Raw genomic sequence first — 21,572 nt, forward strand, 5'->3', positions numbered from 1 at the left:
GAGTCATGTTTGGTTGCTAGCAATCAGCAATGAGTCGCGACAAAGGCAAGGACTTTAGATTTGATACGTGACCCCGATTTCTTGACCCCGATTTCTCGTTCAGCACGAAATGGTAGTGATTGCTCATCAGGCAATAGCCCGGCAACACCGCATCAAACCGCGACAGCCCCTGGGCCATCACGGCCAGCAGCTCCGCGCGGTCCGAATCATCCGTAAAGAGGTCCTCGCGCCGGTCACCTCGGGAAGTGACGTGATAGAGCGCGCCGGGGAACTCGATTCGCAGTGGGCGAGTCATGGTTACGTGCTAGGAATTAGTTAGCGGCGGCAAAGGCAAAGGACTTTAGATTTGAGACCTGACCCCGATTTCTCCGTTAGTTCTAAAATTTCTGCCGCAAAGCATTTTCATGCCCTTGGAAGATTTAAGCTTTTGAGAGCCATATCCAACGCCTCATCAGCGGCGCTTCGAGTTGGCGTTGATTCTGGCCACCTTCCGACCAACCAATCTTCCGATCTGCCCAAGTAACTTCTCAGATCGAATGCCACCGGAAATAAATCGCGCACATCAAGTCCCAACTTTTGGGCCGCAGAGGAAATTCCCATCTCAGCAGCAAGCGGATGCCAAGGCGGGAAAATAACACACCAATTACCTATTCCATCCCAAAGCGACAAAGTGGCTCGCTGAACACATGCCGGGTCGTCTAGATCGGACAATGTCGCCAAGACGCCAAAACCCATCACCCCGCTAGCATATTTAACCGGAACTCCGATAACAAAGGCATCAAGGTTACCAACCTGGCCCTGAACTGCAGGCGCAAGCCACCACTCACCATCCACGTCCTCCTCAGAAAATCTCCAGACTGGGAACTCATGGAAGTCCCCTGGCCTCAACTGTGAATTTTTAAGGCGTTTCATTTTGGAATTTGATTAACAACTGAACTTGTACTGAAGCCATTTTTGTAAGCCCCCTTCAAAATACTAGTTCCCACAGCCGCATCAAACTTCTGCGTATATTTTTCAAACTCAGCCAGGATAATATTCTTTTGCGCAGCCTCAAGCCCCTCGAAACTTTTTCCCCCAAGCCATCGGCCATAAATCTCATCCAAACCTCGATGATACGCAGTGTGTATTGACTGGGGAAGTGAAACGTAATCCTGCACCTCGGTACCACCGAGGTACTTTGGCCATGGATGGTGCAGGTTTATTTTCTCGCCGGCATCAACAGCAGACTGATAGATCGATTTTGCACCGCGCAGAGCCCCGAAGGTTCCCACCCCCTCTGCCTCCCCTGCCATACGCACAATATTAGTCGCCCCAGGACCGTATCGAACTGCAATCCTTTCGTAAGCAGTCTGCAGCCCGCGCAAGCACGCTTCTTTAGCATACAGACAATTATTTAGGGCGTAGCTGAACGCACCTGTCATTGCCCCGTTCTCAAACTTTCCACCTCCCAAAGTGGCAGCTGTGCCGCCCACCACCGCGTGCGTAAGCATTCTTTCGGGACCATCTCCAAGCCCTGCAGAGAGCGGTAGCGCTGCTTTTGAGAATGCCGCACTCAACGCTCCAGGACCACATTTACCTCCGCTTGCCACCGTTGAAATACAGCCCGCCACTCCGTGAAGCATCACGGCGTAGGCATACTTGCTTCCGTCAACAACAGCACCTGCGCTATCAAGGCCCGCCATACCGACGTGTTGGCCCACTCCGGCAAATAGCATGGCACTGAACGCCCCTTGAATACCGCTCTGGAGCGAGCCTCCTTGCACTGTTCCAGCAGCGAATCCCGTAGTGGCGGCAACCGCCAACTTGCCAACTAATGTCAAGCTTGCCTTACCAGCTGCACTAAAGCTTACGAATGTTCCACTAACTCCGCCTGCAGCGGTGGTTAGATAGCTTTGGACTATTCCCGGCAGGTAGTAAGAAATAACCACTACTGCTACAAATTTTATAAGCCGCCTCAAACTAAAGTACCCAGTTGGATCCGTGCAATTCAACGGATTCCCAAAGCAATAGCTGTAGCGGTTGAAGTTCTGCAAGTCATCCATCTGCTGGATAAACGGATCCGCCTGAAGGAACCTCCCCGTCAGCGGATCGAACAGCCGCCCATTCATATGGATGATGCCGATGTCATCCAGGTGCTCATGGCCCGTATAGCCCCGATCGGTGCCCTGGTTGCTGCCATCCACCCAGTCGATGACGAGCGCCCCGAAGGCGTCGTACGTGCCGTTGGTCTGGCGCCGCTTGCCGTACGGGTCGTAGGCGTAGCGCTTGGTCACTGCCCCGGCGTGGTCGGTGGTGGCCACCAGGCTGCCCAGGTGGTCCTTGTGCCAGTACTCGACCTTGATGGCGGCGATCGTGCCGAGGCTTCTCGTCGTGGTGGCCGTGCTGGCGGCATAGGCGCTCAAGGCCTCGCGTGTGACGACCACGAGCGTCTGGCCGCCCGCAGCGATGTAGTGGCGGTTCAGGTTGACGCTGGACCCGGTGCTTTCGGTCTCGAAGCCCAGGCCGCCCTGGTTGTCGGGGTGCAGGTTCCAGGTGGTGCGCGTGCCTTGCGCGTTCGTGCGAACTTCCTTGAGCCGCTGGTGGTTCTCGTCGTAGTACCAGAGGTAGCGCAGGCCGTTGGGGCCTTCGGCACCGCCCGCACCGGCCTGGTCAACGGTGCCGCTGGGCAGGTTGAAGCTGGTGTAGGTGATGCGGCGCCAGGCGCCGTCGGTCGCCGTGATGGCGTTGCCGCTCGCGTCGTAGGCGTAGGTGATGCTGCCGCCGCTGACGCGGTTGAGCGTGGTCAGCGCATGCGGGCGGGGCCGGGTGGTGCCGCTGCTGTTGCCGAAGTCGGGGTAGATGTAGTTGCCGACGTCGCTCTTGTGCAGCAGGTTGCCGATGGCGTTGTAGTGCAGATCGACGGTGCGCTTGAGGCTGGCCGAGGCGCTGGCTTCCACGGTGTACTGCGTCAACCGGTTGAGGGCGTCGTAGACGTAGCTGTCGGTGATGTTGCCGGTGCTGCCGTCGCCGTTGAGGTCGGCGCGGCCTTTGAGATTGCCTATGCTGTCCCAGGTGTAGGTGTAGGCCACCGCCGTGTTGGTGCTGCCCAGGCCGGCGTTGAGGTCCTTGAGCCGGCCGGTGGGGCCGTCGAAGCTGGCGCGGCTGTTGACGCCGTTGCCGAGCGTCTGGTTCTCGGCCTGGCCCCGTGCGTTGACGCTGCCGGCGGCCCAGATGACTTTGCCGGCCGCCCATGTCGCGCTGGCGCCGGCGGTTTCTCCAGCCTTGGCATCGGCCACGATGTTGAGCTGCTGGACGGACTTGACCTGATTGAGGAAGCCGCGCGTGGTGTAGTCGTAGCTGACCTGCAGGCCTGTCGGGTAGGTTTGGGTTTGCACACGGCCGAAGCCGTCATAAGCCACGCCGGTGTTGAAGCTCGGGCCGCCGCTGACGGCGACGCGGCTGGTGCTGGGGCGCCCCAGGGTGTCGTAGTTGAAGGTCTTGGCGACGCCGTGGGTGGTGGCGGTGCCGCAGAGCTTGCCCACGCCCTTGGTGCAGCTGTCGTAGGCCCAGGTGCTGGTGTACTCGGGCTCGACGCGCTGGGTCATGCGACCGAGCGGGTCGTAGTCCATGGTCGTGCGCGTGGCCAGGGTCTGCCTGGGGCTTTGCTGGGCGCGCAGCTGGCCCACGGCGTCGTAAACGTATTGCCAGGTGCCGGTGTCGGGGTCGTTCATGCTGAGCTTGCGACCACGGATGTCGTAGCTGAGCGTGACGAGGTTCTGCAGGGCGTCCTGGGTCTTCAGGAGGTTGCCGAAGGCGTCGTGCTGGTAGGCGATCTGCGCACCGTGCGCATCGGTGACGCGCACGAGCTGGCCGTTGGCGTTCTTCTCTTCAACGCGCTGTTGGAGCAGCGCGTTGGTGGTGGTGGTGTTGAGCCCGTTGAACGCAACGCGGGTGACGGCGACTTTGATTGCGCCCGGATAGGTACCACCGTTGTGCGCGGCAATTGAAGTGCTGATGCCGTTTGGATCGAGCGCGTCGGTGCTTTGCTCGACCATGGTGGTGCGGCCTAGCGCATCCACGGTGATACGGGTCAGCGTGCGGTCGTTGCTGCCGACAACGTTAGCGCTGCCGCTATCCAGGAAGTAGGGACCGCTGGTGACGGTGGCGACGCCGTAGAGGTTGTAGACGGTGTCCTGGACGATGACGCGGCCCGCTGTAGCACCACCACCCCCATCGAAGGCTTCGGTGACCTGGCGGATGGCGCGACCTTCGCGGTCCTTGTAGACGCGCTGGGCGGGGCCGGTGATGGTCGACGTGTTCTTGAGGAAACCCTGGACCTGGGTGTAGCTGTAGGCCTGGACCGGGATCTCATCGCTGCGCCCACTCAAGGGTGGCGTGCTGCCGCAACCGGGGCCGTTGCTGCTGGTATCGCTGGCGCGGCCAACGATGAGGCAGTACTGGGTCTTGGTGCTGGTGCCATCGGCGCGCTGTTCTTCGACAACGCGACCCCACTCGTCCAAGATGTTCTCGGTCGTGAGTTGGTTGGGGCCCTCGAGTTTGACGAGGGCGCCGAAACGCGGGTCGACGAGGCGCTTTTCCGACTGGCTCAGCGCATTGGTCGCGGTGGCCGCAAAGGCGCCAGCTGGTATGGAGACTGACTTGCCCGCAATGGTGAGCGCGTTCCAGCCCGCGCCAGGCGTGAAGTTGCTGCTTGAGGTGCGCGCAGTGAACGTCGCCAACCCGCTCGCGCCAGAGCCGCTGGCGTTGGTGCAGTTGCGGGTCGTGGCGCTCGCCTTGTTGCCCCAGGCGTCGTAGCCGTACTCGGTCTCGACGCACAACTGAGGGTTGTTGGGCTCGACTCGCTCGATCTTGAGCAACCCTGCATGCGCATGGCCTGCCGGGTGGTACTCGAAACTACTCTGGCGGGCGTAATTGAAAACGTCGGCGGGAGTTTGGGCGTAGGCGCAGTGGGCCGACACTAATGCCAGAACCGTAGCCAGGACGACACCTCGCGTCGACATGGTCACGTTGCAGATGGCTGCGTCACTATACTTCTCAAGTATTTTCACAAAACTCCCTGTGCCCAGTTTTAAGCAGCAAGGCGCTGCTCAGCGGCGGACTGCAGCAACCCTATCGCAACACCCTACTTCTTTACCGCAGTCAGATATCGACCATCGCAGGTGCCGGTCGTGAAGTTATACATAACCAGAATCTGAGTTCCGCCCTGCAGCCCGAGCAGCGCCGTGGCCAGCAGGGACTTCACGGCAGCAGCCGATAAGTCCTCATAACCGGCGCGGAAATAAAGTCGATTCTTTTGAATACTGCCATTGCCAGCCGTGCCGGTGGTGCAGATAGGGTCGACATCACTACTAAAACTCAGAATGAAGTCCCCGTTTTCGATCACCTGTACCGCGGTCAGCTGCGCTGCATTGGCAAGCGGCGCATCGATGGGCCGATAAGGAAACCACCGGTGCGTGCTTGCGGTAGGGGGAGCCGCCTGAGCTACCAACGAAGCCATGGCGCAAATTGCCAAAATACCCCATCTAATAATTTTTCTCACCGCTGTTCCTCCTATTTTGCGGCTGACGTACCGCGATAACGCACTTAATTGAGTACCACCAGAAAATACTTCTTTTCAAACCTCTCGGCCTAACAACGTCCTTCAGTCGTCAAACAGAATTGCCAACAAAGCTGCCAAGTTGACGGGTTGAGGCGGCGGCTGCACTATGGGCACATTTCCGTCCCTTTGAGTTGCTCTCCCCGCCAATCCCGCACTAGTCGTTGGCAAGTTTGCTGGAGATACAGACTGTGTGACGGCTGCACTCTGAAGTCGCCCCAAAATCCAGTTATCCCCAGACGTTTCCGGAGCTTGGTATTCGTTCGCTACAGTTTTCTTGAAGGTCTGTGTAGCACCTGCCCCGCTCCCTATGGTAACTACCGCAATATTCGTCGGATCGCCGAAGTCGTTGTAAAGGTTGGTTGTGCGAACACTCGGCAGGACGGAGCCAAATAAGTCCCACCCTTCCTCCAAGCTCTCCGATAGATAAGGCCGCTGGATAACCGACGTCGTGATACAGGGCAGAGGCGCGACACCACCTGTGGCAACTGGTCTGGCAGTTTCCCCGGACGTTTTGTCGCAATAGCTGTATGTGGTGCGGCTCAGGGGTGTGTATCCGCTGATGGCAGCGCTGTTGGCAAATGCGCCGAGGTAGGTTTCGGTGGCACCAGCCACACCTATGTAGGGATGCGTGAGCAGGTTGCGAGTGACGACGGTCAGGTCGGTCCCATTGGGCGCCTTGTTTTGCTGCCTGGTCTCGCGGAAACCCAGCATCCCACGCCCATCTCTTTCAGCCTTGAAGCCGTGATAGCTGTATTTCGTTTGAACCGAGCCGTAACCGGGAGTAGTCTTGCTTACGGCAGTGATGACGTAACTCGGTGGCTGAATGTCCACCTGCCCGTTGGCCGCCGCATTGGGTGTACCACGGTCACTGGCATAGCTTTCAGAGGTGGTCAACGGCTCACGCCTATCCACGCTAAAAACAACGCCTGAGCCGGTTGTGACACTGATGAGATGGTCGACGGGCGTACGGTCGCCTTCCAACGTCAATAGCACGTTGGCTTTGGCTGCATAACCGCCGCCTCGCGGATAAGTGCCACCGGGCGCGGAGTCGCTGCGCAATTGAAGCAGTTGCAGCGAGCCATTGCCCAGAAAGTCACCCGTGATAAACGAGCGAGTGCCATCAAGACTAGTCAAAGGCTCAGGTAAAGCATTCAACCCCGCCGGAGTACTGACCCTGAACGAACCGTCTCCGTTGGACAGAAATACACCGTTTTCAGAGGTTGTATTGCTCCATCGCAAAATATCCTGCCGCCCATCGCCGTCGACGTCTTCAACAATAACGCCTAAAGTCTGGTTCCCGGCGGCATCAGCGGCATACAACTGTTGGCCGGGTGATTTCAGGTTGAAAGATGCCGTCGAGAATGGCAGCGCGCCGCCATAAACTGTCAACACTTGGTTTGACGGATTTGCGTCGGGCTGCAGGCAGTCGCCCCGTTGGTCGGCGTTAAAATCTATTTTTAGGGCGCAAAGCGCACCGTAATCCGGATTAGACAACGGTTCAAATTCGCCATCACCTTTACTTCTCCATAACCCTGAATACTTGGCGACGATATCGATCAGCCCGTCACCATCCATATCAGCCTCGGTTAGGGGCTTCCAATATGGGTTGACACGCGATGCGCTTGCGGGTGGGTCGTTGTAAAGCAGATGCTTAGCATTGGGATGATTCACCACCTCTTCAAACACGCCGTTGTTTTTGTTGAGATAGACCTGCGTGCAAATTAGATCATTTGAATAATCAAAAAACGCCGCCGCATTACTGCAACGTTGATTCAGGTGGGGCATCTGCCCGCGCGCGCTGTTCCACATAGTGTGTGGAAAGAGCGTCGTGACAATATCCGGCAAGCCGTCGCTATTTACATCGAGCAAATGAAATCGGCGCCCCTGGCTGAAAACCGTTTGCAGACAATCACCACTCCCGATCGCAGTGGGCGACGCGACGAGAGACGGCGACAAACTCGCAGGCGCATCACTCAAATCGGACGCCGGCTTACCCGCCATTGCCATTGCCGGAGATGTAGGCGGCGAGCTGTCTACAGCGGTGCAGGACGTGCGATAACTTTGTACAGTCGTTTTGGATTGCGTTAGATTAACCCCCGCCGGCAATGGTTTGGCCGTAAATAAACCAGCGCCTTCTGAAATATAAATATTAGTTGGATGCGCACATGTCGTCTTAGCAATTCTTAGTATGTCGGAACGGCCGTCACCGTTAAAATCCATCACAATAGATGAGTAGCAGCCGTCACGGTCAAACAGCGCTCGATCCGTGCTGTTTAGATTCATGGTCTGAATCCGTGAAAAGGAACCCCCACCGCTAGATTGCCAAAGCTCGTTTTCTAGTGGGTTGTTGCTCCAGCGAATAATGTCAGTTTTGCCATCCCCATTAAAGTCGCCTGTCAGATTGCCTCGTCCGCCCTGAGGGTCGATTAACTGAGCAGTGGCAAGCGGCGAAGTCGCAAAGCCAGTTTGAAGCACAAAATTGGGGGCCGCACCATTGCTGTAGATCAGCGTCGTGGCTGGCAGGCATTTGCTAGCTGCTGCATCGCTGCACTCTTTTACGCTGGTGAGGCGGCTTCGCCCACTGCGAGGGCTGATCTCATACGCCAACATCCACGAGCGAACCAGTACTGCTGAGGAAGCCGCTCCAAGCGCCTCCCTGTTAGCTGAATTGACAAACGTCTGAATGCTGCTTAGCCGACGGATGCTGATGTTCTTGCTACTGCCTTGGTACGCCTCGCTTCGATCCGACGCGGCCGACGTAGTAGCGGCATCTCGGTCGCTGTAATTGAAAACCACTTTATTAACGGAACTGGCGTTGCCGCCGTATTGCACCTCCCGCAGGTTCCACTCCAGGCCGTCAACCCCTGCCAGCGTCGGACCGCTTCCCCACGGGCGGATGAGCTGCTCATATTTGAAATCGATGTAATTGCCCACCGTATCGCTGATGCGACTCACGGCCCAAACGGCAACCTTCGCGGTGCCCTGCGCATTGATGCGTGCTTGGGATGCGACGCTCCCGGCGGGCGAGGTACCGTACTCGTAAATCTGGCCACTTTTCGTCCATACCTTGAAGTACTCCGGTCCAGCGTCAGGATTGCCGCTGACGGCCATGCCGTAAGCACGAATGCGCGCGAAACTGTCTTTTTCTGTGCGGAACTCTCGGACGGTGGCGCCGCTCATACCCGCAGCGTCATCAACTGACCCGCCGGCCGGGGTGCCTGCTTGATTTACCGCAATAAGCCGCTGACCATCCAAACACAAGCGATCCTGCGCATCGAAACGAACTGTGCTGCGCCGGCTGCCGGTAAGCACCTTTACTCCGTTAACAACAATGCCGTCAATCAACTTGCTTGACGGACAGCGAGTCACGGTAGAGATTCCCTGCACGCTCCAGCCGACGCCGACCGGTCCGTTAAGCCCGCCATCAACATAGCTAAGCGCCAAGTTCGGAGCCATGCCGGCTACGCCAGGGGGGACAGCAATCTGTAGTCCGTAACTAGCTTGGCCGCCGCTGCCGACGCTCAACGCGTGCGCCGTCTGGACGACAAGCAACGCCGCCGGGACCGCCCAGCATTGAGCGAACTTACGGAACATTTCTCGATTCACCATGACCTCTGCGTATCCGGCATCGGCACGTCAAGGTGATCCAGGAGGAAGACTGCGGCGCGGCAATCGCGCCCGCTCGTCCATTCGTCGGCACTGTGCTGACGATCAGGCGGCGATGAACATCGCCGCCACTGAGCAAGCCCTCCCTGGAACAACCTGAGCGCTGTACGCCTCTATTGCTGTAATTCAACGAAGCCGCTCGGCCGCTAGGGCACGAAGGACTCCGCATTGAAAAAGTTTAGCGGGGCCTTGTTAGACGTTGGCAGCGTCAGTCACCTGAATGCGGGACAGCACCCTCAGTACTTTTACCAGTGGAGTGCAGCGAGCGCGGCCGACTTCGGTCACGAAGCCTGCAGGGACTCGGCAATGGCCTGGTCCACGGCCTCGTTGAACCGTTGACGTCATCCAGGTCCTGGACGTGCACGCTGCTGGAGGCCGCGCTCGAAAGCCGCAGGACCGTGGCGCGCAGCGCGAGGTACTTGGCCACCAATTGCTCGATGCGAAAGCCCTACCTTTCGCGCTGCCTAGCGCGGCTGCGCGACCGCAGATCCGTCGCGGTCGACGCGGTCGCACTGTTGCCTTCGGACTTGGCTTGGCGCTCCTCGTCATCCTGGGGCCGCCCCATGTCGGTCACGATCTCTTCGAGGATGAGCCGACCGCGGTCCAGCAGCGCCACCCTGTCCAGGTTCACCGCCGCGTGCGATTGCTCGCCAGCGAAGGCAACCCAGTCGATCAGGATCGCGTCGAGGTTGTCGCTGATGAAGCTGTGGAGGCGCATGCCCCATTCTGCGGCCGACGCGCACAAGCCATCACGGCGCCGGTCCGGAGGCGGCCGTCTCGGCCGGCAGTGCCCACGCAAATCCTTCGACGCCCTTGGCGAACTGGTCCATCAAATCCTTGTACGGGCTGCCCGGCGGGGCCTTGAGCAGCACGATGAGCCGGTGGCCGTCCTTGACCGCGACGTAGCTGATGGAGCGCTGGCCGTTCGCCAGCTTGCGCTCATAGCGCCCGCCCTCCGCGCCGCCCACCAGCACCGGCTTGGCAGCGTCACGGGTCAGGCTCTTGTCGGCGGGGTTGCCGAACTTGACTGCACCGTCCAGCGGGTCATAGGGCTTGGCGGGGTCGGGCTCGGCATAGCTCCACACGACGATGAAGATGGCCTTGGGGTCGTCGGTGCGCGAGTAGACCGCCATGCCGGTGGGATTGCCGGCCTTGTCGGGCTTCTCCTCACGGTTGACCACCGTGACGCCATCCGGCGCGTTGAAGCTGCCGAAAGCGGTCTTCACCTCGGCGGCGTTGGCGGCCGGCGTGCAGACCAGGCTGGCAACAAGGGCAAGGGTGCTGAGCAGACGATGCATGGCGGGCCTCCGTGCGATCAGTTCTCTTTGTAGATGCGCACCCAGTCCACCAGCATCCGCGCCGGCAGCGGCGTCGTCGCATCCGGCGCGCCGGGCCAGTCGCCGCCGACGGCCAGGTTCAGGATGACGAAGAAGGGCTTCTCGAACACCCATTTGCCGCCGGCCGGAAGGTTGGCCGGCGTCAGGCGGTGGAACTCTTTGCCATCGACGTACCAGACGATCTCGTTGGGCCGCTTGATGATGGTGTAGGTGTGGAAGTCGTTGATCACCGGGGCGCCGAGGTCGACCGGCTTGCCGATGCCCTGCGCGCCCGAGTAGCCCGGCCCGTGCAGCGTGCCGTAGGTCGAGTTGGGCGTCTGCGGCACGAACTCCATGATGTCGATCTCGCCCGAGGCTGGCCAGGGGTTGGTGGCGATGTCGGTGCCCAGCGTCCAGAACGCCGGCCAGATGCCCTTGCCGGTCGGCAGCTTCATGCGTGCCTCGACCTTGCCGTAGGTGAAGCTGACCTTGTTGTTGCTGTGGATGCGGGCCGATGTGTAGTCGCAGGGCTTGCCGTTCCAGCAGGGGCCGGGGTTGCTGGCCTTCTCGGCGGTGATGACCAGCATGCCGGCGCCATCCGTCTGCGCATTGCGCGGGCTGGACGTGTAGTACTGGAACTCGCGGTTTCCCCAGCCGTTGCTTTCGGCGTTGCCGAGGTCGTAGTTCCAGTTGGCGGCCTTGGGCACGGTACCGGCGGCATCGTCGAACTCGTCGCTCCAGGTCAGCGTCCAGCTGTTGGACGGCGCGGGGGCAGGAGCCGGGGCGGGCGCCGCGACGGGTGCAGGCGCCGGGGCCGCAGTGGCCGAGCCGCCGCCGCCGCCGCAGGCAGTCAGTGCAGCGGCGACGGCGGGCAGAAAGCTGCGCCAGGGGCGGGGTGCGCGGGTGATTGCTTGCATGTCTTGTCTCCGTTGTTTTCTTATGAAGTGTCAGCCGCGCCAGTTGCGCAGAAAGCCGCGGTACCAGTCGGCGCTGGCCTTCGGCGTGCGGGCCTGCGTGGCGTAGTCGACATGCACGATGCCGAAGCGCTTGAGGTAGCCGCTGGCCCATTCGAAGTTGTCCATCAGGCTCCAGACCATGTAGCCGGCCATGGGGACGCCCTGCTGCATGGCACTGGCCACCGCGGCGATGTGGTCGCGCAGATAGGCGGTGCGGTCGTCGTCCTGCACGCGGCCGCCGACGAGCATGTCGTCCTTGAAGGCGCCGCCGTTCTCGGTCACGTAGACGGGCGGCAGCTTCGCGTAGTCGTGCTTGAGCAGAACGAGCAGGTCGGTCAGTCCTTGCGGGTAGATCTCCCAGTCCATGTCCGACACCGGCAGGCCGCGGCCCTTGGCGTCCCACTCCTCGCCGCCGGCAGAGACGACGCTTCGGGTGTAGTAATTGACGCCGAGATAGTCCATCGGCTGGGCGACGGCGGCCATGTCGCCGTCCACGACGACGGGCGCATCAGCGCCCAGCTCGGCCAGCACGTCGTCAGGGTAGGCGCCCTTGAACAGCGGGTCGGCATACCAGCGGCGGCCGCGCGAATCGGCGAGGCTGGCGGCGGAGATGTCGGCGGGCATGGCGGTGGCAGGCACGCAGGAGGAAAGATTCAGCACGATGCCGAGCTGACTCTTTGCGCCGTCTGCGCGCAGCGCCTGCAGCGCCAGGCCGTGGGACAGCAGCAGGTGGTGGGACACCTGCGCGGCGATCTTCTTGCTCTTGATGCCCGGCGCAAAGATGCCCTTGTCGTTGCCCAGCGTGGCGACCACCCACGGCTCGTTGTGCGTCGTGAGTCCATCGATGCGGTCGCCGATGCGCGATTGCACGTGGCGGGCGTAGTCGACGAAGCGGTGCACGGTATCGCGGTCGTTCCAGCCGCCGCGGTCCTGCAGGCCCTGCGGCAGGTCCCAGTGGTTGAGCGTCGCCCAGGCCTGGATGCCGCGTGCTTTCAGGCCATCGACAAGGCGCTCGTAGAAGTCCAGGCCCTTGGGGTTGAACTCGCCATGGCCCAGCGCCTGCACGCGCGGCCAGGCGATGGAGAAGCGGTAGGCGTTGACGCCCAGCGACGCGATGAGGTCGAGGTCTTCCTCCAGGCGGTTGAAGTGATCGCAGGCGACGTCGCCATTGCTCGCGTCCGCAATGGCGCCGGGCTGCTTGCAGAAGCGGTCCCAGATGGACTCGCCCTTGCCGTCGACGTGGGCGGCGCCTTCAATCTGGAAGCTGCTGGTGGCGACGCCCCAGACGAAATCGGGCGGAAAGTGCTGATGCAAAGGACGGTGCAAGGGGGCTTGGGACATGGACGATCTTCTTCTTTACTTGACAGCGCCGGCGGTCAGGCCCGCGATGAGCTGGCGCGACGAAATGACGAACAGGACGATGAGGGGCAGCGTGGCGATGGCGGAGCCCGCCATCAGCGCGCCCCATTCGGTGCTGGTGGTGCTGAAGAGGCTGCGCAGGGCCAGCGGCAGCGTGTAGTTGTCGGCGCTCCGCAGCACGATCAGCGGGCCCATGAAGTTGTTCCAGGAGCTGATGAAGGTGATGAGGCCGAGGGTGCCGAGGGCCGGCTTCATCAGCGGTAGCGCAATGCGCCAGTAGATGCCCAGCTCGCTGGCGCCATCGATCCGCGCCGCGTTCAGCAACTCGTGCGGCACCGTGGAGGCGGCGAACTGGCGCATCAGGAAGATGCCGAAGGCGCTGGCCGCGCCCGGCAGGTACAGCGCGCGGTGGGTGTCGATCCAGCCCAGCGCATCCATGACCATGAAGCTGGGGATCATCTTCATGAACTCCGGCACCATCATGGTCGCCATGACGAGGGCGAACAGCAGCCTCTTGAAACGGAACTGCAGCATCGCGAAGGCATAGCCGGCCATGGAGCAGAACAGCAGCGTCAGTGCCGTGGACATCAGGCCGACATAGAGGCTCCAGCCGACGTTCTTCCAGAACGGCAGCCGTGTCGTCAGCACCTTGATGTTGTTGAGCAGTTCGTCGCTGAAGAACAGCGGCGGCGGCACGTTGAAGATGTCGGTGCGCGACTGCGTCGCGAACACGAACATGAAATAGAACGGCGCCAGCATGATCAGCGCGCCGATGCCGACGATGGCGTAGGCCGCAAAACGTGATGTGGTTCTTGTCATGCCTTCACCTGCCGTTCCGCGAAGGCCTTGTTGGTCAGCCAGGTCATCAGCGCGATGACGCCGAACATGATCCAAGCCAGGGCGCTCGCGCCGCCGAAGTCGCTGAAGTCGAAGGCCAGGCGGTAGAGGTACATGCCCACCGTCATGGCGGCCTGGTCGGCGCCGCCCTTGCCGTTGGTCAGGATGAAAGGTTCCTCGAACAGCTGCAGGCCACCGATGACGGACAGCGTCACGCCGAACAGGATCATGGGCTTGAGGCCGGGCAGCGTGATGCGCAGGAACTGCTGCCAGGGGCCGGCACCGTCGAGCGTGGCGGCCTGGTAGAGGTCCTTGGGGATGGTCTGCAGCGCCGCCAGATACAGCACCAAGTTGAAGCCGACATAGCGCCAGAACACGACGATGGCGACGGCCGGCTTGATGGCCTCCGGCGAGCGCATCCAGTTGATGTTCTCCATGCCGAACATGGCATGCAGGGCCTGGTTGATCAGCCCGTAGTCGTTGGAGAACAGCGAGCCGAACAGCATCGCGATGGCAACGGTGGACGTGATATAGGGCAGAAAGTACGCGCCCGAGAACACGCCGCGCCAGCGCCCGAAGGCCTGGTGCAGGAAGACGGCCAGCGGCAGCGCGACGAGGTGCTGCGGTAGCCCCGCCGCGATCGCCAGCCATAGCGTGTTGTAGAGCGACTTCCAGAACCACCCATCGGTCAGCGCGAAGGCGAAGTTGTCGAGACCGACAAACGTCATCGAATCCAGGCCGCTGGTCGGCTCCCAGGACTGGAAGGCCAGCCACAGCGAGAACAGCAGTGGGAACAGGCCGAAGACGGCGAAGAGGATCAGGAAAGGGGCGACGAGGATGTAGGGTGCCCAGGCGGCGGGGATGCGGCGGATCATCAGCGGTTGGCCCTGTGCAGGAGCAGGGCCTGGGCGTCTTCCAGGGCCTTGGGGATGGGCTTGCCGTACTCGAGCACGTTGTCGAGCTCGGCGTTGATGACCTCATCGGCGAACTTGTGCTGCTTGTGCATCTTGACGACGGGGATGCGTCGCGCGGCGTCGCGCCACAGTTGGCGCGCCTTCTGACCGCCGAGGAATGGCACGGGCTGGTCGAAGAAGGCGTCCTGCTGGGCGGCGAGCAGCGCCGGGAAGGCGTCCTGCGAGCGGAAGGCGTCGAGCTGGCGCTGGCGGTCGAGCGTCAACTCCTGAACGAGCTGCCAGGCGAGCTGCTTGCGCTCGGGTGCCGAGCGCCGCGGGATCGCGTAGTAGGTGCCGCCGTAGGAGCAATAGGTGTTCTCGGGCAGCTGGGCCACGCGCCACTTGCCTGCCGTACCGGGCGCCACCCAGTTGGCCATCTGGCCGGCCATCCATCCGCCCGACATCTCGGTGACCAGTCGGCCGCGCTTGAGCATCTCGGCCCAGTCGTTCTGCCAGACCTCGACCCGCGCATCCAGCCCCTTGCGGCGCACCTTCTGCGCCAGCTCGAAGGCACGCACGAAGCGTGGCGACGTGATCTGCGGGCGCTGTTGGTTGTCGAAGAACTGGCCTTCGCCCGGCGGCGTGCCGCCGCGCACGATGATGTCCTTGAGCAGGCGCACATCGCCGATCAGATAGGCGCCCGTTTTGGCCTTGAGCTGGATACCGGCTTCGACGTAGTCCTCCCACGAGCGCGTCAGGTCGGCCTCTTTCAAGCCGGCCTGCGTCAGCAGGTCGATGCGATAGAACAGCGAGCCCGGGCCGATGTCGCTGGGCAGGGCCACGATGGCGCCCTGACGATTGCGCGCCGTGTCGATGGCGAAGGACACGAAGCTGTCCTTGAAACGCTCCGCCCCGAAGGCCGGCGCGGACAGGTCCTCGAGGCCGAGACCGAGCGAAAAGCGTCCCAGATAGCTCGTCTCCAGTGCGATGACGTCGGGCAGATGGCCGGATGTCGACAGCGCCGTCGTCATCGCCGTGTGGTGGTCGTCGTACTGGCGGCTGATGACCTCGGCGCGCACGTCCGGGTGACGCTGGCTCCAGCCCTTGAGCAAGTCTTTGGCAATGACGTCGACGAGCGGGAAGGCGGCAACGGTCAGCGGCTGCCGCTCTTTCGCGTTTGCCCAGCCCGCGCCGCCGCCGAGAGCGGCCGCGAGCAAATGACGGCGGTTGAAGGAGAGGGTCTCTGACATGATCTTGAAAGCGCTTTCAAGATTGTGCTTCATGGCGTCCGGTGCCCCAGCAGCACAAACCCTAGGGCAAGCCGGCACGCAGACTCGCGCCTCCCTAGAACCCGTTGCCTGCAACGTTTTGTCACCCAATATGGGGTTAACACCCGTGACGCCTTAAGGATTGGTTTGCAAAGTGGTATTTAAGAGGTGGCAGATGTCGCAAACTGGATGCATACCAGTTGAAGCCAGCTCGGAGAACCTGCGTGGAGAGGCAGGTCAGCCGCCGGAGAGATCCCCAACGGGCTCCTCCTTCCAACGAGCCTTTTCGAGCTTTCAGCACAGGACCGCCTCCCATGAAGCAACCCGCCCTCGGCATCTCCACGCAGCAACTGCGTCGCCTCGCCGTCATCTCGGCCGCCGCCTTCGCCCTCGGGGCAGGGACCGGTGCCAGCGCCCAGAGCTATCCGGCCTGGGCCCCGGACACCTACTACACGGCCGGCACCGTCGTGACCTACAACGGCCGCATCTATCGCGCCAACGTCAACCAGACCGACTACGCCAGCACAGGCTGGAACCCGACCAACGCCTCGCTGTGGACCGACATCGGCGGCAGCACCAGCCCGGCTCCCGCACCTGCACCAACCCCGGCACCCACGCCTGCACCGACGCCCGCGCCCAGTCCGGCCCCGGCGCCCACCGGCAGCTGCGCGCCCGTGTGGGTGGCCGCCACGGCCTATGGGGGCGGCGCCATCGCCAGCAAGGGCACGACCAACTACAAGGCGAACTGGTGGACTCAGGGCAACGACCCGGCCACCAACAACGGTCCGACCGGAAGCGGCCAGCCCTGGACGTCCCAGGGCGCCTGCACGACGGGGCCGGCACCGTCGCCTTCACCGAGCCCGAGCCCTTCCCCGTCGCCCAGCCCGAGCCCCGCGCCTTCCCCCGGTCCGTCTCCCGCGCCGGCACCCGCGCCCGGCCTCAGCGATCCGGCCGCCAAGTCCGCCAACCAGAACGGCCGCGCCTACACCGTCTACTACCCGAGCTGGAGCGACAACTGGTTCGATGCCACCGGCAAGACGATGAACCAGGTCTTCCAGGCCAGCAACTTCGCGCGCATCCCCGCCAACTACACCCATGTGGTGGCAGCCTTCGCGCAGCCCAACTTCACCTGGGGCGGCATGGCGGCCAACAACTGGTCGGGCACCGGCATCAACTTCAACGGCCGGCCGTCGGATATCAAGGCCGCCATCGACGTGCTGCACGCCCGCAACATCAAGGTCATCCTGGCCGTGGGCGGTGCGACCTACAACAGCTGGAGCACGCTGTCCGCCGAAGGCCATGCCGGCAGCGGACCGACCATCACGGCGCTGGCCAACATCATGAAGGACGTCGGTTTCGACGGTCTGGATGTTGACTACGAGATCGAGGGCCTCGATGGCTATGCCGGCGCCGTGAAGGCGATGCGCAAGGCGGTCGACCTGGCCGGCGGCGGGCGCATCCTCAGCGTGGCGGGCTGGTCCACCGGCGCGGACTGCACGGGTGCGACGCAGAACGATCCGCAATGTGCGGGCGTGGGCGTCAGCTACTGGGGTGGCAAGGCCGGCCTGGAGCGCCAGCTGGTCAACAGCTACCCGGCGCTGAAGACCGCGTTCAACCTGGTCAACATCATGACTTACGACGCGCGCTACGAGAACTTCGACGGCCCAACCTCCTGGCGGCAGTACCGCCAGCTGTTCCCGAGCAGCACCATCGTGTCGATCGGCTTCGAGACGGCCCCGGAAGGCTGGGCTGGCGCGCAGCTGGTGGTCAACAACGCCGATGCGCAGTGCACAGGTTCGGTCATCTTGAAGAACAGCTACGGCGTCAACATCAACCAGCCCTACTCCGTCGAGCGCTATCTGAACGCGGTCGTGACCAGCAACCTGGCGAACCGGAACGCGCGTGACGGCGCCATGCTGTGGCAGGCGCTGAAGACGGCGACCGGCAGTTGCGGCAACGCACCGCTGGCCTCGCCCGGCAGCATCGGCAAAAAGGTCGCCAACACGCTGGGCCTGGTCGACGACCCGGCGCTGCAGAACGCGCCCTGGAAGTAAAGCTGCTCATCCCATGAGCTGAATTGCCGCCGCGCCGGAGTACCGGCGGGCGGCCTTTCCTCTTTCCACCCCCTTGGAGAACTCCATGATCTCGCGCCCTCCCCTGCCGCGCGCGGCTGGCCCCTGGCTGCTCGCCGGCGCACTCGCCTTCTCTTCGGCCGCCTTTGCCCAGAGCTATCCCGCCTGGGCGCCGGATGTCTACTACACGGCCGGCACCGTCGTCACTTACCAAGGCCGCATCTACCGCGCCAACGTCAACCAGACGGACTACGCCTCCACCGGCTGGAACCCGACCAATGCCTCGTTGTGGACGGACATCGGCGCGGCCAATGGTCCGGCACCTTCGCCGGCGCCCACCCCTGCCCCGACGCCCGCCCCCACGCCAGCGCCGTCACCCGCGCCCAGCCCTGCTCCCGCGCCCAGCGGCAACTGCGCACCGGTCTGGTCGAGCAGCACCGCCTACGGCGGCGGCGCCATCGCCAGCAAGGGCGCGACCAACTACAGGGCCAATTGGTGGACCCAGGGCAACGACCCCGCCACCAACAACGGCCCCACCGGCAGCGGCCAGCCGTGGACCTCGCAGGGTGCCTGCACCACCGGCCCGGCGCCCAGCCCATCGCCGGCGCCCAGCCCAAGCCCTTCCCCATCTCCCTCGCCCAGCCCGAGCCCCTCGCCTTCGCCAAGCCCGAGCCCGGCCCCGTCGCCGTCGCCGAATGGCAAGCACCAGCTGGTCGGCTACTGGCACAACTTCACCAACCCGTCCGGTCCGACCTTCCCGATCGCGAACGTGCCGAACGCCTATGACGTCATCGTCGTGGCCTTCGCCGACGACGGCGGCAACGGCGCGATCACCTTCAACCTGGACCCCGGTGCCGGTGGCGAGGCCAAGTTCATCGCCGACATTGCAGCAGCGAAGGCCAAGGGCAAGAAGGTCGTGCTGTCCTTCGGCGGCCAGAACGGCACGGTGACGCTGAACAACGTGACGAACGTGGCCAACTTCGTCAATAGCGTCGAGGCCATCCTGCGCAAGTACGGCTTCGACGGCATCGACATCGACCTGGAGAGCGGTGCGGGCGTCACGGCGGGCGCGCCGGTGATCAACAACCTCATCAGCGCGGTCAAGCAACTCAGGGCCCGCATCGGCAGCAGCTTCTATCTGTCGATGGCGCCCGAGCATCCGTATGTGCAGGGCGGCTACTCGGCCTACAGCGGCATCTGGGGCGCCTACCTGCCCATCATCGATGGCCTGCGCAACGAGCTGAACCTGCTGCATGTCCAGTACTACAACAACGGCGCGCTGTACACGCCCTACGCCACGCAGGGCCTGGCGGAGGGCAGCGTCGACATGCTGGTCGGCGCCAGCAAGATGCTGATCGAAGGCTTCACGACCAACAACGGCACGGGCACCTACCGCTTCCAGGGACTGCGTCCGGATCAGGTGTCACTTGGCATCCCGTCCGGACCGTCATCGGCCAACTCAGGCCAGGCGAGCGTCGCGACCATCACCGCGGCGCTGAACTGCCTGACCCGGTTGGCCCAGTGCGGCGCGATCAAGCCCGCGGTGGCTTACCCGACGTTCAGCGGCGTGATGACCTGGTCCATCAACTGGGACAAGAAGGATGGACAGTCGTTCTCGAACGGCGTGCGCAACGCGCTGAACGCCTTGCCCTGACGCGCCGGGCCTGGCGCTTTCGGGCCGGGCGCCGGGCCACTCCAAGCCGGCCTGCCTATGGCGATGTGCATGCGGCTCAACGCCGCTGCATCGCCGTCCCCCTTGGGGGACCAACCAGACGCGCCCGCTCAGCGCAGCGCGACTGGGCGGGGGGGCAAACCCTCACCTGGGGTCCACCCGTCCCTGAGTTCTGGCACACAACCCTGTTGCCGCCCCGGTACTCGTCCGCTTAGTCTTGAAAGCGCTTTCAGCTTCAAGCAGTCATCGGCGGTCAGCACCTCAACCCTGGAGACTTCCCATGAGACTGTTTCGTTCCCTCGCTGCGCTGACCCTTCTCGGTTGGGCCGGCACCGCCTTCGCGCAGACCAAAGTCGTCGGCTACATCCCGTCATACAAGGGCCTGCGCGCCGTGGCCGACCGGACGGACCTGGCCAAGCTGACCCACATCAACCTCGCGTTCGCGAACCCGGCGCCGGGCGGCAGCTTTCTCAACGGCGGCAACCCCGCCTGCATGGAAGCAGCCACCGGCGCGGACATCAGCTACGTCGCGCAGAAGGCCCATGCGGCCGGCGTCAAGGTGCTGGTCTCGCTGGCAGGCGGCGTCATCCCCAGCTGCTCGGGCAATTGGCAGACGCTGCTGCAACCAAGCAGCCGCGCCACGGTCGTCAACAGCCTGGTGCAGTTCGTCAACAGCTACGGCCTCGACGGCGTGGACGTCGACATCGAAGGCGCCCTGCTGACGTCCATCGACAACGCCGGCAACTACACGCCCTTCATCCAGGCCCTTCGTGCCGCGCTGCCCGGCAAGCTGGTCACCGCTGCCACGGCCACCTACGAGGGCGGCATGGTGCCGGTGTCGTCACTGCCTCACTTCGACTTCGTCACGCTGATGGCCTACGACGCGGTCGGGCCGGGCTGGGGCACGGTCGGCACCGAGCATTCGCCCTATTCGATGGCGCAGAGCCACATCGCCACCTGGCAGGCGCGCGGGCTGCCCAGAAGCAAGCTGGTGTTGGGCCTGCCCTTCTACGGCTACGGCTTCAACGGCTATGCGGCCAGCTACGCCTTCTCCGACATCGTCAACCAGTTCGGCGCGGCGGCGGCGCAGGGCGATCTGATCGGCCAGCTCTGCGCCAACTGCGCCTACATCACCTACAACGGCATTCCCACCATCAAGGCCAAGACGCGGCTGGCGCTGCAGCAGGGCGCGGGCGTGATGATCTGGGAGCTGTCACAGGACCCCGTCGGCGCCAACAGCCTGCTGAGCGCCGTGCGCGCGGAGATCGGCAACCCGCAGCCGACTGGCGTGGCCACGGTCTACCAGAACTGCAACTACGGCGGCTACGCGGTGGGTCTGAACGAAGGCCGCTACACGCTGTCCCAACTGCAGTCGCTGGGCGTGCGCAACGACGACCTGTCATCCGCCAGGGTGAGCGGCGGCTACCAGCTCACGCTGTACGAGAACGACAACTTTGCCGGTCGCAGCGTGACCAAGACCGGCAGCGCGGGCTGCCTAGTGGACGACGCTTTCAACGACCTCGCCACCTCCGCCGTCGTCGCCCGGACCGGCTCGGCCTGGTCGCTTCAGATCGAAGCCGAGAGCTTCAGCAACCAGAGCGGCGTGCAGACCGAAGCCTGCTCCGAAGGCGGCCGCAACGTCGGCTGGATCGACGCTGGCGACTGGATGGCCTACGGCAACGTCAGCTTTCCGACGAGCGGCAGCTACCGCGTCGAGTACCGCGTCGCCAGCGCCAGCGGCGCCCGGCTCGCGCTCGACCTCAACGCCGGCAGCATCCAGCTCGGGCAGGTGGCCATCCCCGCCACTGGCGGCTGGCAAAACTGGACCACGGTCTCCCACACCGTGACGATCAATGCGGGGACCTACAGCGTCGGCGTCTACGCGCCGGCCGCCGGCTGGAATCTGAACTGGATCAAGTTCACCAAGCTCTGAG

Annotated in this window: 15 protein-coding genes; 3 read left to right on the forward strand and 12 right to left on the reverse strand. The window is 63.0% G+C overall.

All coding sequences use genetic code 11. The features are described from left to right. Positions 1 to 16: 16 nt before the first annotated feature. The 12 genes from ASC81_RS26720 to ASC81_RS22680 all read right to left on the reverse strand — a co-directional run bounded on the left by ASC81_RS26720 (position 17) and on the right by ASC81_RS22680 (position 15,876). Positions 17 to 295 carry a transposase gene (locus ASC81_RS26720; protein ID WP_082536739.1) on the reverse strand — a complete coding sequence of 93 codons (279 nt, stop codon included), beginning with the start codon at positions 293 to 295 and terminating at the stop codon, positions 17 to 19. A gap of 107 nt (positions 296 to 402) precedes the next feature. Further along, complete coding sequence (locus ASC81_RS27190; RefSeq protein WP_156392365.1) at positions 403 to 912, reverse strand: hypothetical protein; 510 nt, start codon at positions 910 to 912, stop codon at positions 403 to 405. After that, entirely contained in the window at positions 909 to 5,000 is a 4,092-nt protein-coding gene (locus tag ASC81_RS22645; protein ID WP_082536740.1) for an RHS repeat domain-containing protein, read from the reverse strand. Before ASC81_RS22645 ends, ASC81_RS27190 begins: the two co-directional genes overlap by 4 nt. A gap of 122 nt (positions 5,001 to 5,122) precedes the next feature. Next, a complete protein-coding gene (locus ASC81_RS27195; RefSeq protein ID WP_156392366.1) occupies positions 5,123 to 5,539 on the reverse strand; it encodes a hypothetical protein in 417 nt (138 codons plus the stop codon). A gap of 102 nt (positions 5,540 to 5,641) precedes the next feature. Then, positions 5,642 to 9,208, reverse strand: a complete 3,567-nt coding sequence (locus tag ASC81_RS26725) for an FG-GAP-like repeat-containing protein (protein WP_082536741.1) — start codon at positions 9,206 to 9,208, stop codon at positions 5,642 to 5,644. Positions 9,209 to 9,713: 505 nt separating this feature from the next. Beyond that, positions 9,714 to 9,983 (reverse strand): hypothetical protein, encoded by a 270-nt coding sequence (locus ASC81_RS22650; protein WP_056272464.1) that lies wholly within the window; start codon positions 9,981 to 9,983, stop codon positions 9,714 to 9,716. A gap of 31 nt (positions 9,984 to 10,014) precedes the next feature. Beyond that, positions 10,015 to 10,563 (reverse strand): hypothetical protein, encoded by a 549-nt coding sequence (locus tag ASC81_RS22655; protein ID WP_056272465.1) that lies wholly within the window; start codon positions 10,561 to 10,563, stop codon positions 10,015 to 10,017. 17 nt (positions 10,564 to 10,580) lie between these two features. Then, the gene (locus ASC81_RS22660; protein WP_056272468.1) at positions 10,581 to 11,498 is read right to left on the reverse strand and encodes a family 16 glycosylhydrolase; all 918 of its coding nucleotides are present in this window, start codon (positions 11,496 to 11,498) and stop codon (positions 10,581 to 10,583) included. Between the two features lie 30 nt (positions 11,499 to 11,528). After that, complete coding sequence (locus tag ASC81_RS22665) at positions 11,529 to 12,878, reverse strand: GH1 family beta-glucosidase (protein WP_056272471.1); 1,350 nt, start codon at positions 12,876 to 12,878, stop codon at positions 11,529 to 11,531. Positions 12,879 to 12,893: 15 nt separating this feature from the next. Next, complete coding sequence (locus ASC81_RS22670; RefSeq protein ID WP_056272474.1) at positions 12,894 to 13,715, reverse strand: carbohydrate ABC transporter permease; 822 nt, start codon at positions 13,713 to 13,715, stop codon at positions 12,894 to 12,896. Continuing rightward, on the reverse strand, positions 13,712 to 14,608 hold the full coding sequence (locus tag ASC81_RS22675) for a carbohydrate ABC transporter permease (protein ID WP_056272478.1): 897 nt from the start codon (positions 14,606 to 14,608) through the stop codon (positions 13,712 to 13,714). Before ASC81_RS22675 ends, ASC81_RS22670 begins: the two co-directional genes overlap by 4 nt. Next, a complete protein-coding gene (locus ASC81_RS22680) occupies positions 14,608 to 15,876 on the reverse strand; it encodes an ABC transporter substrate-binding protein (RefSeq protein WP_162245947.1) in 1,269 nt (422 codons plus the stop codon). The genes ASC81_RS22675 and ASC81_RS22680 overlap by 1 nt, the downstream gene beginning before the upstream one ends. Positions 15,877 to 16,208: 332 nt before the next feature. On the opposite strand from ASC81_RS22680, the gene ASC81_RS27585 reads away from it, so the two are divergent. The 3 genes from ASC81_RS27585 (at position 16,209) to ASC81_RS27590 (ending at position 21,571) form a co-directional block, all read left to right on the forward strand. Then, positions 16,209 to 17,948 carry a glycosyl hydrolase family 18 protein gene (locus ASC81_RS27585; RefSeq protein WP_056272484.1) on the forward strand — a complete coding sequence of 580 codons (1,740 nt, stop codon included), beginning with the start codon at positions 16,209 to 16,211 and terminating at the stop codon, positions 17,946 to 17,948. Positions 17,949 to 18,033: 85 nt separating this feature from the next. After that, on the forward strand, positions 18,034 to 19,620 hold the full coding sequence (locus ASC81_RS27985) for a chitinase (RefSeq protein WP_082536742.1): 1,587 nt from the start codon (positions 18,034 to 18,036) through the stop codon (positions 19,618 to 19,620). Positions 19,621 to 19,918: 298 nt separating this feature from the next. Beyond that, a complete protein-coding gene (locus ASC81_RS27590; protein ID WP_056272487.1) occupies positions 19,919 to 21,571 on the forward strand; it encodes a glycosyl hydrolase family 18 protein in 1,653 nt (550 codons plus the stop codon). The last annotated feature ends 1 nt before the right edge of the window (position 21,572 follow it).

Origin of the sequence: Pelomonas sp. Root405 (genome assembly GCF_001425165.1) — a bacterium.
Lineage (GTDB): Bacteria > Pseudomonadota > Gammaproteobacteria > Burkholderiales > Burkholderiaceae_C > Pelomonas.

What these genes read in the sequence shown, in the direction of transcription:
- ASC81_RS22650 (WP_056272464.1), bottom strand. Translation starts at nt 9,983, where the DNA reads ATGCGCCTCCACAGCTTCATCAGCGACAACCTCGACGCGATCCTGATC.
- ASC81_RS22660 (WP_056272468.1), bottom strand. Translation starts at nt 11,498, where the DNA reads ATGCAAGCAATCACCCGCGCACCCCGCCCCTGGCGCAGCTTTCTGCCC.
- ASC81_RS26720 (WP_082536739.1), bottom strand. Translation starts at nt 295, where the DNA reads ATGACTCGCCCACTGCGAATCGAGTTCCCCGGCGCGCTCTATCACGTC.
- ASC81_RS22645 (WP_082536740.1), bottom strand. Translation starts at nt 5,000, where the DNA reads ATGTCGACGCGAGGTGTCGTCCTGGCTACGGTTCTGGCATTAGTGTCG.
- ASC81_RS27190 (WP_156392365.1), bottom strand. Translation starts at nt 912, where the DNA reads ATGAAACGCCTTAAAAATTCACAGTTGAGGCCAGGGGACTTCCATGAG.
- ASC81_RS27590 (WP_056272487.1), top strand. Translation starts at nt 19,919, where the DNA reads ATGAGACTGTTTCGTTCCCTCGCTGCGCTGACCCTTCTCGGTTGGGCC.
- ASC81_RS27585 (WP_056272484.1), top strand. Translation starts at nt 16,209, where the DNA reads ATGAAGCAACCCGCCCTCGGCATCTCCACGCAGCAACTGCGTCGCCTC.
- ASC81_RS22655 (WP_056272465.1), bottom strand. Translation starts at nt 10,563, where the DNA reads ATGCATCGTCTGCTCAGCACCCTTGCCCTTGTTGCCAGCCTGGTCTGC.
- ASC81_RS22665 (WP_056272471.1), bottom strand. Translation starts at nt 12,878, where the DNA reads ATGTCCCAAGCCCCCTTGCACCGTCCTTTGCATCAGCACTTTCCGCCC.
- ASC81_RS26725 (WP_082536741.1), bottom strand. Translation starts at nt 9,208, where the DNA reads ATGGTGAATCGAGAAATGTTCCGTAAGTTCGCTCAATGCTGGGCGGTC.
- ASC81_RS22680 (WP_162245947.1), bottom strand. Translation starts at nt 15,876, where the DNA reads ATGTCAGAGACCCTCTCCTTCAACCGCCGTCATTTGCTCGCGGCCGCT.
- ASC81_RS27985 (WP_082536742.1), top strand. Translation starts at nt 18,034, where the DNA reads ATGATCTCGCGCCCTCCCCTGCCGCGCGCGGCTGGCCCCTGGCTGCTC.
- ASC81_RS22670 (WP_056272474.1), bottom strand. Translation starts at nt 13,715, where the DNA reads ATGACAAGAACCACATCACGTTTTGCGGCCTACGCCATCGTCGGCATC.
- ASC81_RS22675 (WP_056272478.1), bottom strand. Translation starts at nt 14,608, where the DNA reads ATGATCCGCCGCATCCCCGCCGCCTGGGCACCCTACATCCTCGTCGCC.